Below are 15719 nucleotides of genomic sequence, written 5' to 3' on the forward strand. Positions count from 1 at the left end.
AAACACCGAATATGGTATATTTAAAAACAGCGTAAATCAATCTTTAACCTGTAGCCATATTTCAGGACTAGACATTTGAAAAAACAAAAGTCTTCTACGAGAAGCGTGGACAGGTGTCCTAGACTAATGATACTTCGGTTGATTTAGTTTACCAGGTTCGATTCCTGGCCGAAGGAGTGTCTTAAATAGTTCTTCTTCGGCCAAGAACAACCAAATTATAAATTATGACAGAAGCAGAAGTTCAACAATATTTCAATTATCATAATTCCAATATGAAATCATTAAAAATTGGATATGATGAAATACGCAGTCAGATTAAAGCACAATACAGAGCAGGAAATAAAAACGGACAACTTATTTACGGTTTACAAGAAAATGATAGCTTGAAAATAAAATATCGTGAAAAAGAAAAAGCATTAAGTAGAATTCTTTCTGGGATTCAAGTTTCTTGGGCAGAAGAAAGCATTAAAAGGTTGCTCTATGAAAAGAATTTACTAACTGACAATCAAAGAACTTACTTATTGGAAAGACCTGCTTTAGACCAAAGATGGTATAAAACTCTAAAAATTATTTTCTGCATAGCATATGATTTGGTTCCTTCTAATGATGAAAACTGTGAGCAGGTTCGAATAAATAGAGAAAGGCAAAATTTAGGAGATGAATTGGTAGACCAATATTTCTCTCTTAAAAGAATAGTAAAAGACCATCTCATTCCAAATTTCTCTATTAGAAATAAAGTTCAACACGGAGAATGGAATTTTGCATTTAAACCTAAATATTCTAAAGAGTTTAGTCAAGAGTTAACTGACAAAATAAATAAAGAAAATATTATAACCACAACATCGAGATATACGATAGTAAATGCTTTATATCAAATGTTGGTGGATATGGGAAGGTTTAAAAGCGATAGTTTTGCTTTGAACTCAATAACAACGCCATTTGAATATTTTTATAGTAAATATATGCGTAAAATTAATTTTGAGGTTAATAAAATTCGGAATCCAGATTTAGAGAATTTTATAAATCAAATTGTAGAAAAGGAAATTAGAGGATTGCAATATAAAATGAACAAATAAAAACTGCACACAACAATGTATAACCGCAATTACGGCGGATTCGACTACGTCCGAATCCACTCGGAATTGCTAACGTCAGTTCTTAACCGAAAATTATTAACTTTAATCCCGTAACTGACGGTTATACGAAACCGTTAGCCACAATTAAATGACCGACCCAAAACCAAATAATAAATGGAAAAAAGGATTTCTTAAAACAGGACTTCCATTAGAATATGTCACTTCAAATATTCTAAATAAACTTGGTCATTTAATTTTTGGAGAGTATCCATATATAAGACCTGATGAGAGAAGAGAACTAAAAGAGTTTTCAGTTGATTTAAGAACATATAAGACTTTAGACAATAGTAATGACGAAAGACTAATTGTCTTATCAATGTTAATCGAATGTAAATATCGTCAACAAGGTACTTCGTGGATATTTTCGCCATTCCCAAGTGAAATGATTCCTCTTGGAATAATGAATTCTACAGAAGACATCGTTCCTGTAAGAATAGAAAATGAAAATGTCTTAAAGTTTGAAAAAGGCATTGGTTACTGTATTAGCGGAGTTGAATTATCAGCAGATGGAAACGGTAATACAAACGGAGTAAAACACGGAATATTTCAACTTAGGTTTGCAATGCCAGAGTTTGTAAAAAATGACTACGTAAGTGGACTTGAACGCACTTATTATGACGGTAGATTTATAGATTTATCTTGTGCAATTTTAGTTACCACAGCAGATATAAGAGTTATAAAGCCAAACAAATCTTTAGAAGATTTTACTTCTGCAAATGAATTAGATGATGTAACTGAAATTAAAGAAGCAATTATAGTAAATGAACGACCAGGTCCTCAATTACAAGAGTTTGCGGATAAATTAGGTAATGAACTTATAAAAGAACACCCTGAACTTGAAAAACGTCTATTAGATATTGACAAAGTACTAATCGGCAAAGAATGGGAAAACAGATATGCACCAGATTTAGATACTATTAAAAGAAGTATTGGTTATAGTGCTGAGAGAATTTTAATAATAAACCATAAGTATTTAGACAAAACCATAAAAAATTTAGAAACGGCTTTGCAAAAAGATATTAAAATGGAAAAAGTTTATGGTAAAGTTTTAGAAACAAATAATGGGTTTGAAATTAAACCAATTGATTAAAAAAATAACTGTGGCTAACAACGGCTATAGTTCATTACGGCTGAAATTCCTAATCGGAATTTCATTGCAATTCACTATCTTTCGGCTACTGCGGAAAGAATCCTGCGGATTTTTCCGCAACGTATCATAGCCAAACACGTTGTACACAATATAACCACTCAATCCCATTTAGAATTTGACTCACCAAAAAGTAAATCGATTTTTAATACCTATTGCGGTAATCGTTTTAATATTTTCTATTTTCAAAACGATTAAGAATGACAAAAAAGAGGAACAACTGAAATTAGAAAATAATTATGTCATTGGAGAAATTACCGACCATAAAGTAACAGGTATAGCTGAAACCTATTATATCTATTATAAATATAACGTTGAGGGAACTGAATACTCTAAATCTGTAAATTATGGTTTTAAATATTCGGATTGCGAAAGGACAAGAAATTGCATCGGAATTAAGCATCCTGTATATTATGACATAGAAAATCCGAATAATGCATTTATGGACTTTAATTCAACGGAACTAGACCTAAAAAAACTGGACATTCAAAAAAAGAGGTTTAAAGAACATATTGACAATTAAAAAAGGAATAAAATACTGTGTACAACAATGTATAACCTCAATTACGGCGGATTCGACTACGTCCGAATCCACTCGGAATTGCTAACGTCAGTGATTAACCGAAAATTATTAACTTTAAAACCGTAACTGACGGTTATACGAGACCGTTACCCAACATTTGACAAAAATCACGGAATCGAACCAAAAACAATATTGGAACATAAACAAATGAATATAAGTTTTGACCTTGACAGCACATTGATTCCAAACGGAACGGAGTTTGAAACTGAAAGTAGAAGCGGAATTGCAAAACTGTTCGGAATTGAGGAAATACGAAAAGGAACGTCTGAATTGATTTTGGACTTGCAAAATAAGGGACATAAAATTCATATTTACACGACATCATTTCGGAGCAAAAGAAAAATAAGACGGACTTTAAAATATTACGGAATAAAAGTCAACCGAATTGTAAACGAAAAAGAAAATCGGAAAATTTTAAAATCTCGAAATATTAACTCATCGAAATTTCCGCCAGCATTTGATTTTGATTTACATATTGACGATTTAAAAGGTGTTGGAATTGAAAGCGAAAGATTTAATTTTAAAGTAATTATTGTTGAACCGACTGATAAGAATTGGATTGAAAAAATTATAAACGGAATAAAAAACGTTGGGTAACAACGTGTATAGCTCATTGCGTTGAATTCCGATTAGGAATTCAACGCAATTTTGTTATCTTTCGGCTACGGCGGAAAGAATCCTGCGGATTTTTCCGCAACGAGCCATACACAAAACCGTTGTGCATAATGTCCCAAAACCGTAAACTGAATTAAAATTTTGAAGAAAAAAGAAATATTTTGGCTAATTGGAACAATCCTTTTTGTGATTGTTTTCTTTTTTGGACCTTCTGGATTTAGAAGTTTTGACTTGACTGGAGATACGGACATAAATGTACACGACACCTATTATGTGATTCCGACAATTCATCTATTTATTTTAATCAATTCGCTGATTTTTTTCGGCGTTTACCTAATCCGAATGTTACGTCGGAATTTTAAAAACTTGACCGCAAATCTGATTTTTATGATTTCGGACATAACTCTGATTTTAATTTTTACATTTCTAATTTCATTAGTAAATTCTATCCGAGAAATTCCAAGTTCGACTGAATATCCACCTTTGAGTGGCGGAATTGTGGAAAATGCTGGAAATGGATGGAATAATGCTTTTTATATTTTATTCATCATCCAACTAATTTTAATAATTCTGCTAACAATAAGCGGAATAAAAACCGGACTTAATTACAGACGGAATGAATAAAAAACACTATGCACAACAATGTATAACCGCAATTACGGCGGATTCGACTACGTCTGAATCCAGCGCGAATTGCTAAAACCTGTGCTTAATTCTAACGCTACCAACTAAATACCGTAACTTCGATTATACTAACCGTTGTGTGCAATACCCAAAATGACCGAGAGATTAAAAAATAACATTGAGAAATTGTATGAGACTTTTGAGAAGTATCATAGTAATTCTGCAATGAATGGAAGTCCGAATTATGATGACTTGGACAAGTGGAATAAGGAATTATTTTCAAAACCATTGCGAGAATTAGATCAAGATGATTTATCTCTTTACACAGGAAAAGCAATGACAACTTGGGGAAATGCAAACGACTATAAACATTTTCTTCCTCGAATTTTTGAGTTAACGGCTGAATTAAGAACACCTTACGAAATTTGGATTGCATTTGACAAACTTACTCTTGCGGAATTCCAAAATTGGGAAGAAGAAGAGCAAAAAGTAATTCAAGAATTTATGATTGCACTTTGGGAAAGTATTGTAAATGACAACAGCCGGAAAGCAGAATTTGAGTTTAAAGATTACTTTTCTGCTATTGCTCATTTTTACCCAAAATTCTCTGATTTACTTGACGTCTGGACTGAATCGGAATCAAAAGCTGGAATAAAGCATTTAGCGGAATTTATAATTGAGGAACAAACGACACTTTTTGACAGAAAAAAAATCAGCGGATTTCAAGACCAAAAACAAAACGCGGAGGAATTATTAAATTGGATTTTGTCAAATAAAACTCTTAACAAAATTCAACAGAAATATTTTGAATTTGAAACAGAAAGTTTTGCTGAGAAAGTTTCTTGGGCTGAACAAATAATAACAAATGAAAGAAAAAGTACTGCACACAACAATGTATAACCGCAATTACGGCGGATTCGACTACGTCCGAATCCACTCGGAATTGCTAACGTCAGTGCTTAACCGAAAATTATTAACTTTAATCCCGTAACTGACGGTTATACGAGACCGTTACAAACAATTTAAACAAAACTTTACGAAATGAAAAAACTGAACTTACTACTTGGAATTCTAATTGGACTAGCAATTTTATCTTGCTCATCTAATGATAATGATTCAAGCCCAAATGAACCTACAATACTTGGAGAATGGATTTTAGTTAATCAAATATATGATGGACAAAATGAAAATCTTTCAGATTGCGAATTACAAGAAACTTTGACTTTCAATTCAAATGGAACTTTAATTTCGTATTACACTGATAATGAGCCTTGTGAATTTTTTACAGAAACTCAACAATATGAATTAAATGGAACGGAATTAAAAATTCTTTTCGGACAAAATTCAGATTTTAGATTTAATATTTTAACTCTAACCGCAACTGAATTAAGTATTGAAAACTTCTATAGAGACGGAGAAACTCTTGATACAAATAATCGAACTACTTATGAATACGAAAAAGTAGAATAAAAACTGTTTGTAACAACGTATATAGCTCATTGCGGCTGAATTCCTAATCGGTATTCATTGCAATTTGCTATCTTTCGGCTACGGCGGAAAATCCTTACGAATTTCCCGCAACGAGCCATACACAAAACCGTTGGCAGTAATTCAAAACCTATGAAATTAAGTAATTCATTTAGCGGAGCATTAAGAACATTTGCCTATTTCATTGCAAGCGGAACTCACTATCAATTAAACGGAATTGAATATTTGGACTTGTTTGGCGAAGAACCAAGTGCAATCGAACAAGCTTTTGCAATATTTACGAACGTAATTGAATTGGATGAAAATGGAAACGTGCTGAATGCGAAATATGCTGAAAAAAGAGCTGTTGACTATATCCGTTCATACTGTGACCCTGAATTTGAAGTCAAACCACCTTATGAGGATTGGGAAATTGAATTACATTCTGCACCACCTTTAAAAGACAAAAAATAAATGACTGATCAGTTAGCAGAAAGAATTGTGGACTCGATTCTTGAATGTCGAGAAAGAGGTGTCAAAGATGACGAATTGATTGTCAAAGAATTAATGAGCAAATTTGAAGGTAATGAAGAGGATTTTTATTGGGCAATCGAAATGACGAATACAGGTGGCTTTAGAGCGTCAATAATGAGTTCGGGTAACACTTATCCTAAATCAAACATAAGGATTGAGGATAATCCGATTTTAAAAATTGCATTAAAAAAATGCTGGATTGATTTAAAAGGAGAAGAACATTTTATTAAAAATTATGAAAAAAAGAAAAAATGGTGGAAAATATTTTAAAAAACTACTGCCAACAATGTATAACCGCAATTACGGCGGATTCGACTGCGTCCGAATCCACTCGGAATTGCTAACGCCAGTGCTTAACCGAAAATTATTAACTTTAAAACCGTAACTGACGGTTATACGAGACCGTTGGCAAACATTTGACGCAACCAATGGAATAAAATCACATCTAATAGGAAAAGAAATTATGAAAAAATACATTTTACTGTTTATATCTTTAAACTTATTGGTAAGCTGTTCTCAAAATGAAATAGATATTGATAATAATTATTCATTTGATGGTAGAGGCGGAATAAAGTGTGAAGTTGATGGAGTTTTGCTAAAACCAAGCACAGCAATAATTTACGGAAATGCTACTCTGAATTCTGATACTACAACGGATGGAATTCCTTTTATGTCTTTGAGTTTTCATAACAATAATCAAAGTACTGGACTAGGATTTCAATATATAAGAATATTCTTAAATGATGTTGACTATCGAGATGACTTAACTGGATTAATTTTTGAATTAGGAAGTGAAGAAAATAATGAAAGTTATGGAGAATATGGTGTTGGAGAGTTTGGCGATGGAGCCACAAATGAAAATTATGTAGGAGAGCTTAAAGTTATTTTCCACGATGTGGATGAAAGAATATTAGGTGGAACATTTTGGTATGATGTAGAAAATTCAAATGGAGAAATTCGTGAAATTAGAAATGGTGAATTTGATATGAAAATTTGGTAATTAAAAAAACGATTTGCCAACACCGTTTATAGCTCATTGCGGCTGAAATTCCTCTCGGAATTTCAATCTTATTCGCTATCTTCGTTTTAAGTCGGAAAATCATAGCTGATTTCCCGCAACGAGCCATACACAAACACGTTGGCAACAATATGAATAAAACGATAATCATACTACTTTTAATATTAGTCTATTCTTGTAAAAACGAGAATAAAGAAAATATAAAATCGACTGAAATCAAGACTAAAGAAATCAAGGTAACTGAAAGGCTTGAGCAAACTGAACAGACCGAATTTAAAAAAGAAGAAAATACTGAAATCAAAGAAAGAAAAGAAAATATAGATTCACTGAAAGTTCAACAAGAATTCAACTTTGAATACATAAAATCTAGAACTACTGAATTACCTAAAGAAATTAATGTTTCATATAATATATCAAACAAGAATAAAAACTTTATACCCAAAGATTTTTTAATAAAATATATTAGTCCTAAAAAAGTTGACATTGGATTTCCTGAATCTTTGCCAGCAGATTACCCTGAATCTTATTCATTCAGAGCATCAAAAGAATATGAAGATTTTAACTTATTCACATTTTCATACGACGATGAAAGTTGCTGCACAACATTATATGCTGCGACAACCAAAAAAGACACGCTTGATATTATAAACATTGGAGTAATTGCATACTCTGGAGGAGATGCAGGTTGGGTTGGAGAAAAATATGGGAAATGGATAAATGATTATTCCATATCAAATGTAGAACCTTCAGAATATGATGAACCAGCACCTGAAGAGCCTACAGAAACTGAAATAGATACAATTTGGTCTGAAATTCAGATAAGTAAAAAAGGAATTTTAAAATATATTGAACATCACAAAGTTAAATATATTGGAAATAAACAAGTTGAATAGATACTGTAGCCAACACCGTGTATAATTAATGGCTAGTTCGGGCTTACTTACGAAAATCCTCGCGGATTTTCTATTCGGTTTGTATTTGCTAAATTAGTGGCTTAAACACGCCACTAATCATACACAAAACCGTTGGCCACAAGCTCAAGAAACATTGAAATACTACATTGGAGCATATTATTTAATTAAACTTCGTGATTCCAATTTTGGAACTTACGAAGGAAAAAAATTGCATACTTGTAGTACTTGTATTAACGATTCTTTTTTTGATGCTTGGTCAATTTCGTGGGCAGAAGATGGAAAAAATATTAATGCAGAAACCAAATCGAACTTTAATCTTAATGAAAAGCTGATTAAAGAAATACAGAATTGGACGGACAAAAAAATGGAGGAAAATAAAATCGGATGGATTTGCACATTTGCCGATTTAGAAACCTTAACCGAATATAAAAGTTCGTTTTTTCCAAAAGCAGAAAGTGAAATATTGAGTATTAACTTTCCCGAATCAGAAAGAACCGAATTATTAAATTTATTCAATCCTGAAAAGACAAGTTTTGGCGAAATCGGACTTTTTATAAATTTAAAAAAAGGAATAACAGAAAACAAAGACGAACTAACTTTAGGCTACGACTTAATCGGAATAGAAGATAGTAGTGAATTTCATAGTTTTCATTGTCACGATTTAGCAAATGACTTAATCGAAAAGTTCGGAATAGAAATAAACGAATTCGGACTAATTAGTGAAAATGATAAATGGACTGAAATGGTGGAATATATGAACGATGAGAAAAACGGATTTGAATCTTCACCTTGGTTTTATGTCAAAGTAAATAAAGTAATAGAAAAATCCAGTGGCTAACAATGTATGACTGCAATTACGGCGGATTCGACTACGTCCGAATCCACTCGGAATTGCTAACGTCTGTGCTTAACTGAAAATTAATGCTAATTTAACCCGTAACTGACGGTTATACGAGACCGTTGTATGTAATGTCACCCAAAACGTATGAATAATATACTCTACAAAAAAATAATTTTTCTGATTATAATAATATCTACAAATTATTTAACTGCACAAGAATCATCTAACTTCAATCATTCAGTTTTAACAAAAGTTGGTTACTTAAATAAAGATAAAGTGCTTGATTCAATTACTGTAAAACAGGATACAGTAAATAAATTTAGACCTTATAGATTAGAAATCTATCTAAGTAAAAGAAAAGTCGGTAAAATTTTATTTACATCAACGGATAAAGCAATTACCCCTGAGTACTTTCAAGGTTCTAATGGAATGGAAAAAGAAAAAAGTTTTTCAGGCATTGAAATTATAAATCATATTTTAACTATAAAACATGATTACGAAAATGAACATAAAGAACATTCGTTTCTACTTCGAGGTAATAAGTTCAAACTAATTAAATACTATTCTATAAAAACAGATAATTATGGAAAAATTCACTATGAAACGATAAACTTTAATACTCTAATCAGAAAAACGAAATCCGTCAGTAGTTCAAACAATCGTATACTTGATGAAAAAGAATATATATTAAGAATGAATTCAACATATTTAAAGGATTTTAATATGGTGTCTGAAATTCATCATTAAACACTACATACAACAACGGCTATAGTTCATTACGGATAAAATTTCTAATCGGAATTTCAAGCCTTTTTGCTAAATTTATGGTTACGTCGGAATGATACTCGCGTACCATTCCGTAACGAAACCATAGCCAAAACCGTTGGCAAACATATGAAAAGACACCTGCAAATAACAATCATAATTCTGACTTTAATTGTTTCTTGTAAACAAAAAGAAGTTAAAAATGTAGAATCAAGCCAACAAAGACCTACAACCGAATTAAACGCTAAAACTGAACAAAGTGTTCAGGAAAATGAAAAAACAAAAAAAGAAATAACCGAAAATAATTTTGAGTCTAATTCATTAGAATTTGACAAAAATTTAATTGAACAACTACATAAAAATCTAAAATCAAATTTTGAGATTGACTTTGAGTTAAACCATTTGAATAATGCTCTAAATGGAATCAAACTATCCGAATTAAAAAGCGGAAAAGTATTTGAAAAAGAAATGTTATTTGAAGATTTTGAATGCGAATGTTTAGACAAAATAACTATTTCTCATTCCGAAAACAGGTACTTACTCGACATATATGAAGAATTTTACGAAGAAGAATTAGATTGGTGTCCTGAAAGTAGCTACAGATATTCATTCAAGATTGCTGATAACAAAATATCTGACTTGAAATTAGATTTTATGGCTGGATAATGAAATACGTTTGCCAACAATGTATAACCGCAATTACGGCGGATTCGACTACGTCCGAATCCACACGGAATTGCTAACGTCAGTGCTTAACCGAAAAATTTGCGTACTTTAACCCGTAACTTACGCTTACACAAAACCGTTGGCAAACATTTAACGCAACCTTTCGATAGAAACTACATCTTTTAATTATAAACTGAATTATTATGAAAACGAAATTAATTCTTATACTTTGTTTAATTGGACTAACTAATTGCGAAGTATCTTCAGTAGATACAGATGATCCCAATTACGTTTTCGATGGAAGAGGCGGAATAAAATGTAAAGTTGATGGAAAATTAATTAAACCAAAAGTAAGTTTTAGTGGAACTGGACTAGCAGCTGATGTTGAATTTATTTCTTGGAACAACGAAGAATATTTGAGCCTCAGTTTTTTAAATGGTGGTGAATCACCTGACTTTATTTCTCAATCAGTAAGAATGAAAATTATTGATGTGGTTCCTGAATCTATTCAAGTTGGTAATATCTATACTCTCGAGAATGAAGACAATTGGAACTATGGAAAGTATAGTTATGGCGGAATAGATTTCAACTACTCTACAAATGACCTAAATACAGGCGAATTGGAGGTAGTTTTTCACGATTTAGAGAATAGAATATTAGGTGGAACTTTTCATTACAATGCAATAGATGAAAATGGTATTATTGTGGAGATAAGAGAAGGTGAATTTGATATGAAATATTAAATAAAAAACAGTTTGCCAACAACGTGTAAACATAATAACGGCAGAATTTCCTATCGGAAATTCTTACATATTTACTTAATATGGTTTCGTTGGCTGTAATATCCTAAAACCTCGAACTAAATGAAAATTATTTATTTTTTTATCGTCTTTTTTATTTCAACAAGTCTTTTTTCTCAAATAAGAGAAGAACAAACAATTGAATTAACTGTTAAAATTGGGAAATCTAGTTTTCGTTATTATGTATCTGGGTCATCCGTCTGGTTCATTAAGTTCTATAAATTTTGGTGTTAGTGGAGATTACTATTTGAATAAAACCTGGAGTATCCAAACAGGGCTGTTATATCAGAAAATGGGAGGAACAACATATAATAGCAACTATGAAGTAGACTATATAAACATACCTTTTAATATGAATTGGCATTTTGGTAAAACGAAAAAATGGAATTTGAATTTTGGAATCATTCAAAGCTTTAGAACTAATAACTCTTCTAGTCAAAACATATTAGGTGCAACAATTAAAAATACACAAACTGCAATAAATTTAGGGTTTGGCTATAGAATCAAAATAAATGATAAAATTGGAATTCTATTAGATTATCAGTTTTTATCTGGAATGAACAATATAGATAAAGATGAAATTTATAGAATTACAAATAAAGGTAGTAATATAAATTTAGGAACAGTATTAAAAATATGACAAATAAAATACTACTGCCAACAATGTATAACTGCAATTACGGCAGATTCGATTATCCTTCTACTTACGTTGTAAGGTATTCTTCATTCAAAATATATTTTGAATGAAGATAATAATCAGAATTAGCTACGCTGAACCTAAAGGTTTGCTAACGTCTGTGCTAAACGGAAAAATAGTAACTGAACATTATACAAGACCGTTCTCTGTCATTAGAAAAATGAACATAAAATTGAACTGAAAAAACAATGAATAAGCTTCTTTCTATTTTAACATTATTATCGTTATTAAGTTGTTCTAATAACAAAACAAATAATGAGTTATCTATCTCAACTGCAGAATCCAATTCACGACAACAGTGATTTAGATCTTATTTCAAAACAACTAGAACAAACAGAAACTGAAGATGCAAAAATTAAAGAATTAGTTTTTGAGTCTTTAAAGAAAGGCATAAAAAAACTAAAACAGCTAACTTTAAATTAATGCTATTAGCAATTATTTAAGCATGATGAGTAAAGTCTGGCGGTATATCACTAAAAACAAAACAGTTTGCGTTTTAAACATAGTACTGTTTATAATTTTGCTTGTTCCCTACTCCTACATCTATAGTCATCATAATGAAAACGAAGATTTGCACTGGATACCTAATTTTGTATTTCAGCAAGCAGATTTATTTGGTTTCTATTTACTGATTGCGGTTTTGATTATTGGTTTTCAAATAGCCAAAACAAACATTTTAAGAAAAAGACTTTTAATAATAAGTCTAATTGTTTCATTTGTATACTTCATTGCAGGATCCCTTTCACTATATCTTCCTGTTCAAGATTTTTCCGCTGGTATTGACAATGTTTTAGTCCTAACTATTTTTCCGTTAGGTATGCTTATTCTTATACTTGAACAATAAAATTCTAGCGCAAACAAGATTAAATTATATTTTTTTTAGATCATTTGACTTAAATGATTCAACTTTAAGTAATTTTAAGCTGTAAATACCAAATTCAACATGAAAAACATCTACTTCTTTATTTGCTTATTTATGACAGGTGCCGTTTTTTCTCAAGAGGATAAAATAGCATACTTTAAAACAGACAAAACATTTGTATATGCAGATAATGAACCAGATTCTTTTTATGCCATTGAAATACCTGGTGATAGTATAAACCTTAGTGAAATTCAAGGAGCTTTTAAAGTTGATGATTACATGATTCAATTTATAAAAAACCCTTACACTATAGAAGAGTACACCAATAAAATGGACTCCATTAAGGAGATTGAATTGTTAGAAAGCAAAATGAATTGGGAACTAGATTACATACAAGACGATGTACTAAAGCAAAAAGTAAAAAGCAACTATAGTGTTTTTAAGAACAAACTTGGAAAACGGTTTTTATTATGGGAATATAAGTTACCAGAAATGGAACACTCTGACGTAGATATACAAGTAGTAAAAAACTATTTTCTATCTTTTGTAGCCAATAAGCATGTTGTCTGTATATCAATACCTGCGTTTGAGGATAATGATGAAATTTCTAATTTTCTTCATGGAATTAGCGAAAATATAAGAGTTTATGGTAGTGAAATAGATATAGACGCGCTATACTATCAAGTAGATGCAAAAGATGATGAAAAGAACATTGTATATACCGATTCTATAAGGCATTATGAAATTGAAATACCCAAGTGGCTTAACATCATAAAGACAAACTCTAATATTGTCTTTGGTGGTACTTTTCCAGATATTGACAACATTAAAAATGCCTTAATAGTCAATCCCTTTGAAAAAGAATCTTTTAATGGCTCTTTTTCTAAATTTAATAAAGAAAAAGTATCTAGCCTTAAAACAGGAGATCAGTTAGGTGGAGCATCAATTTTATTAACTAAAGAAATTGAGTCCCCAAAATCGGTTAATGGAGTTGCATACAGTATACAGGCCGTACATGGAAGTTCTATGTACGAAAACATCTGTTATACCATAGATACAGGCAGTCATTATCTATTAATTTTCTTTACTTCTACACCGCAAACAATTAAAACAAATATGGATTTATTAAATGACTTTGTGTCCAGAATTAAAATTTTAAAATGATGAAACCATACTACAAGTTATATCCTATGATGCTACTATTCTCTTTTTTTGGTCTATTTGGACAAAACAAAGGTGACGGAAGCCTGAAAAAACCTCAGCTAAAAAGTGGACAAATATGGGAGTACAACACCCGAAAGGGTGAAGAAAAATCTAGAGTTATAATTCTTAAAGTTGAAGATTATGGGCAAAAAGGGCAAGTGGTCCACATTGCTGTTAACGAATTAAAAATTAAAAACGAACAGATTGATGGTGGGTTTTCTAAAGACATAGGACATTTGCCTTTTAATAAAGAATCGCTTTTAAAAAGTCTAACAAAACTAGAAGGCACTATAGATAAATTGCCAGAATATATGGACGGTTACCTACAATGGAAAGAAGCATTTGATAATGGCGAAGGTGGAGTGTTTACTATTCAAATCAAAGAGGTTGTTGATTTTCTTGAAAAATCTATGAACGGTTAAAACTATTAAATAAAATATTTACAAATAACTAATGAAAAACTCACTAATAATTTTAACTGTATTTTTAACCTCTTACATAGGATTTTCTCAAGATTATCAATTAGAATTTCAGAAATATTGCCAAACCAACGATACCATAAATCAATTAAAAACTTTAAAAGAATGGCAGTCTAAAACACCTAAAGATCCTGAATTGTTTACGAGTTTTTTTAATTATCATTTTATGAAATCTCGACAAGAAATTGTCACTTTAACTACAGATCAGCCAGATGGCGAAAGCTTGGTATTGAAAGACAGCTTAAATCAAAATGCAGGTTATATTGGCAGTAAAATTCATTTTAACCAGGCAGAATTAAAGAAAGGACTAGATAAAATTGATGAAGGAATTAAACTATATCCTAACCGTCTTGACATGAGATTTGGTAAAATCTTTGTGCTAGGCCAAATTGAAAATTGGTCTTATTTTACATCAGAAATACTTAAAACAATAGAATTTTCTGCTAAAAACAATAATAACTGGACTTGGACTAACAACGAAAAATACAATAATGGAGAAAAAGAGTTCCTTTCAGGCATACAAAGCTATCAATTGCAATTATATGATACTGGGAATGATGACTTACTAAAAAATATGCGAGAGATTGCAAATAAAGTCTTAGAACATTATCCTAACCATATTGAGAGTTTATCTAACCTTTCAATTACCTACCTACTAACAGACGATTATGATAAAGGCATAGAACCTCTTTTAAAAGCTGAAAAAATCAACCCAAAAGATTATATCGTTCTTGGAAACATTGCGTTGGGTTATAAATTAAAAGGCGATAAAGAAAAAGCTGTTGAATACTACGAGAAAACTGCTGAACATGGTGATGATAGAGCTAAGGAATATGCTAAACAACAATTGAAAGAATTAAAAAAATAACTCCATAAACACTAATCAAAGAATGAAAAAACTACAATACAAAATAGACATAAAAACCTCTGCTAAAAAGGCATACAACACCATGTTGGGTATAGATAACAAAGAGACTTATGAAGAATGGACAGCCATTTTTAACCCAACCTCAACCTTTGAAGGCAATTGGGAAAAAGGATCTAAAATCTATTTTGTTGGTACAGACGAGAACGGCAAACGTGGTGGAATGGTGTCTGAAATTGCAGACAATATTCCTTCAAAATTTATTTCTATTCGTCATTATGGAATTTTAGATGGTGAAAACGAGATAACTTCAGGACCACAAGTAGAAAAATGGGCTGGCGGACTTGAGAATTACTCTTTTGAAGAGCACAATGGCTTAACTACAATAACTGTTGAAACTGAAGCAGACAATGAATATCTCGATTATTTTGAGACCACATGGCCTAAAGCTTTAGATAAGCTAAAAGAACTCTCAGAAAAATAAAACAACTATAAATACCTTC

The 15719-nt window shown here is 31.2% G+C and carries 21 protein-coding genes; all 21 read left to right on the plus strand.

Annotated elements, in window-relative coordinates:
* The first annotated feature begins 224 nt into the window (after positions 1-224).
* The 21 genes from P7122_RS09890 to P7122_RS09990 all read left to right on the plus strand — a co-directional run bounded on the left by P7122_RS09890 (position 225) and on the right by P7122_RS09990 (position 15700).
* Positions 225-1076 carry a hypothetical protein gene (locus P7122_RS09890; RefSeq protein ID WP_278005634.1) on the plus strand — a complete coding sequence of 284 codons (852 nt, stop codon included), beginning with the start codon at positions 225-227 and terminating at the stop codon, positions 1074-1076.
* A 148-nt stretch (positions 1077-1224) separates the two neighbouring features.
* Positions 1225-2226: a hypothetical protein gene (locus tag P7122_RS09895; protein ID WP_278005635.1), complete on the plus strand. Its 1002-nt coding sequence runs from the start codon at positions 1225-1227 to the stop codon at positions 2224-2226.
* Positions 2227-2401: 175 nt separating this feature from the next.
* Positions 2402-2806 carry a DUF3592 domain-containing protein gene (locus tag P7122_RS09900; protein ID WP_278005636.1) on the plus strand — a complete coding sequence of 135 codons (405 nt, stop codon included), beginning with the start codon at positions 2402-2404 and terminating at the stop codon, positions 2804-2806.
* 192 nt (positions 2807-2998) lie between these two features.
* A complete protein-coding gene (locus P7122_RS09905; RefSeq protein ID WP_278005637.1) occupies positions 2999-3463 on the plus strand; it encodes an HAD family hydrolase in 465 nt (154 codons plus the stop codon).
* A gap of 159 nt (positions 3464-3622) precedes the next feature.
* Positions 3623-4105, plus strand: a complete 483-nt coding sequence (locus tag P7122_RS09910; protein WP_278005638.1) for a hypothetical protein — start codon at positions 3623-3625, stop codon at positions 4103-4105.
* A 153-nt stretch (positions 4106-4258) separates the two neighbouring features.
* Entirely contained in the window at positions 4259-5005 is a 747-nt protein-coding gene (locus tag P7122_RS09915; RefSeq protein ID WP_278005639.1) for a hypothetical protein, read from the plus strand.
* Between the two features lie 141 nt (positions 5006-5146).
* Positions 5147-5575 carry a lipocalin-like domain-containing protein gene (locus tag P7122_RS09920; protein WP_278005640.1) on the plus strand — a complete coding sequence of 143 codons (429 nt, stop codon included), beginning with the start codon at positions 5147-5149 and terminating at the stop codon, positions 5573-5575.
* A gap of 150 nt (positions 5576-5725) precedes the next feature.
* On the plus strand, positions 5726-6046 hold the full coding sequence (locus tag P7122_RS09925; RefSeq protein ID WP_278005641.1) for a DUF7677 family protein: 321 nt from the start codon (positions 5726-5728) through the stop codon (positions 6044-6046).
* Positions 6047-6376 (plus strand): hypothetical protein, encoded by a 330-nt coding sequence (locus P7122_RS09930; protein WP_278005642.1) that lies wholly within the window; start codon positions 6047-6049, stop codon positions 6374-6376. It abuts the gene before it with no gap.
* A 193-nt stretch (positions 6377-6569) separates the two neighbouring features.
* Positions 6570-7106 carry a Riean_0653 family protein gene (locus tag P7122_RS09935; RefSeq protein WP_278005643.1) on the plus strand — a complete coding sequence of 179 codons (537 nt, stop codon included), beginning with the start codon at positions 6570-6572 and terminating at the stop codon, positions 7104-7106.
* A 149-nt stretch (positions 7107-7255) separates the two neighbouring features.
* On the plus strand, positions 7256-8017 hold the full coding sequence (locus tag P7122_RS09940) for a hypothetical protein (RefSeq protein WP_278005644.1): 762 nt from the start codon (positions 7256-7258) through the stop codon (positions 8015-8017).
* 154 nt (positions 8018-8171) lie between these two features.
* Positions 8172-8876, plus strand: coding sequence for a hypothetical protein (locus P7122_RS09945; protein ID WP_278005645.1), 705 nt, complete (start codon positions 8172-8174; stop codon positions 8874-8876).
* A gap of 147 nt (positions 8877-9023) precedes the next feature.
* Positions 9024-9626, plus strand: a complete 603-nt coding sequence (locus tag P7122_RS09950; protein ID WP_278005646.1) for a hypothetical protein — start codon at positions 9024-9026, stop codon at positions 9624-9626.
* Between the two features lie 147 nt (positions 9627-9773).
* A complete protein-coding gene (locus P7122_RS09955; protein WP_278005647.1) occupies positions 9774-10310 on the plus strand; it encodes a hypothetical protein in 537 nt (178 codons plus the stop codon).
* A 203-nt stretch (positions 10311-10513) separates the two neighbouring features.
* Positions 10514-11053, plus strand: coding sequence for a Riean_0653 family protein (locus tag P7122_RS09960; protein ID WP_278005648.1), 540 nt, complete (start codon positions 10514-10516; stop codon positions 11051-11053).
* A gap of 214 nt (positions 11054-11267) precedes the next feature.
* Entirely contained in the window at positions 11268-11750 is a 483-nt protein-coding gene (locus P7122_RS09965; protein WP_278005649.1) for an outer membrane beta-barrel protein, read from the plus strand.
* 312 nt (positions 11751-12062) lie between these two features.
* The gene (locus P7122_RS09970; RefSeq protein WP_278005650.1) at positions 12063-12230 is read left to right on the plus strand and encodes a hypothetical protein; all 168 of its coding nucleotides are present in this window, start codon (positions 12063-12065) and stop codon (positions 12228-12230) included.
* A gap of 520 nt (positions 12231-12750) precedes the next feature.
* Positions 12751-13833 carry a hypothetical protein gene (locus P7122_RS09975; protein ID WP_278005651.1) on the plus strand — a complete coding sequence of 361 codons (1083 nt, stop codon included), beginning with the start codon at positions 12751-12753 and terminating at the stop codon, positions 13831-13833.
* Positions 13830-14294: a hypothetical protein gene (locus P7122_RS09980; RefSeq protein WP_278005652.1), complete on the plus strand. Its 465-nt coding sequence runs from the start codon at positions 13830-13832 to the stop codon at positions 14292-14294. The genes P7122_RS09975 and P7122_RS09980 overlap by 4 nt, the downstream gene beginning before the upstream one ends.
* A gap of 31 nt (positions 14295-14325) precedes the next feature.
* Positions 14326-15219, plus strand: a complete 894-nt coding sequence (locus P7122_RS09985; RefSeq protein ID WP_278005653.1) for a tetratricopeptide repeat protein — start codon at positions 14326-14328, stop codon at positions 15217-15219.
* Positions 15220-15241: 22 nt separating this feature from the next.
* Entirely contained in the window at positions 15242-15700 is a 459-nt protein-coding gene (locus P7122_RS09990; RefSeq protein ID WP_278005654.1) for an SRPBCC family protein, read from the plus strand.
* Positions 15701-15719 lie beyond the last annotated feature (19 nt).

The organism is Winogradskyella marincola (genome assembly GCF_029624125.1).
Lineage (GTDB): Bacteria > Bacteroidota > Bacteroidia > Flavobacteriales > Flavobacteriaceae > Winogradskyella > Winogradskyella marincola.

What these genes read in the sequence shown, in the direction of transcription:
- P7122_RS09930 (WP_278005642.1), top strand. Translation starts at nt 6,047, where the DNA reads ATGACTGATCAGTTAGCAGAAAGAATTGTGGACTCGATTCTTGAATGT.
- P7122_RS09915 (WP_278005639.1), top strand. Translation starts at nt 4,259, where the DNA reads ATGACCGAGAGATTAAAAAATAACATTGAGAAATTGTATGAGACTTTT.
- P7122_RS09950 (WP_278005646.1), top strand. Translation starts at nt 9,024, where the DNA reads ATGAATAATATACTCTACAAAAAAATAATTTTTCTGATTATAATAATA.
- P7122_RS09980 (WP_278005652.1), top strand. Translation starts at nt 13,830, where the DNA reads ATGATGAAACCATACTACAAGTTATATCCTATGATGCTACTATTCTCT.
- P7122_RS09895 (WP_278005635.1), top strand. Translation starts at nt 1,225, where the DNA reads ATGACCGACCCAAAACCAAATAATAAATGGAAAAAAGGATTTCTTAAA.
- P7122_RS09940 (WP_278005644.1), top strand. Translation starts at nt 7,256, where the DNA reads ATGAATAAAACGATAATCATACTACTTTTAATATTAGTCTATTCTTGT.
- P7122_RS09975 (WP_278005651.1), top strand. Translation starts at nt 12,751, where the DNA reads ATGAAAAACATCTACTTCTTTATTTGCTTATTTATGACAGGTGCCGTT.
- P7122_RS09960 (WP_278005648.1), top strand. Translation starts at nt 10,514, where the DNA reads ATGAAAACGAAATTAATTCTTATACTTTGTTTAATTGGACTAACTAAT.
- P7122_RS09935 (WP_278005643.1), top strand. Translation starts at nt 6,570, where the DNA reads ATGAAAAAATACATTTTACTGTTTATATCTTTAAACTTATTGGTAAGC.
- P7122_RS09920 (WP_278005640.1), top strand. Translation starts at nt 5,147, where the DNA reads ATGAAAAAACTGAACTTACTACTTGGAATTCTAATTGGACTAGCAATT.
- P7122_RS09985 (WP_278005653.1), top strand. Translation starts at nt 14,326, where the DNA reads ATGAAAAACTCACTAATAATTTTAACTGTATTTTTAACCTCTTACATA.
- P7122_RS09890 (WP_278005634.1), top strand. Translation starts at nt 225, where the DNA reads ATGACAGAAGCAGAAGTTCAACAATATTTCAATTATCATAATTCCAAT.
- P7122_RS09955 (WP_278005647.1), top strand. Translation starts at nt 9,774, where the DNA reads ATGAAAAGACACCTGCAAATAACAATCATAATTCTGACTTTAATTGTT.
- P7122_RS09990 (WP_278005654.1), top strand. Translation starts at nt 15,242, where the DNA reads ATGAAAAAACTACAATACAAAATAGACATAAAAACCTCTGCTAAAAAG.
- P7122_RS09970 (WP_278005650.1), top strand. Translation starts at nt 12,063, where the DNA reads ATGAGTTATCTATCTCAACTGCAGAATCCAATTCACGACAACAGTGAT.
- P7122_RS09925 (WP_278005641.1), top strand. Translation starts at nt 5,726, where the DNA reads ATGAAATTAAGTAATTCATTTAGCGGAGCATTAAGAACATTTGCCTAT.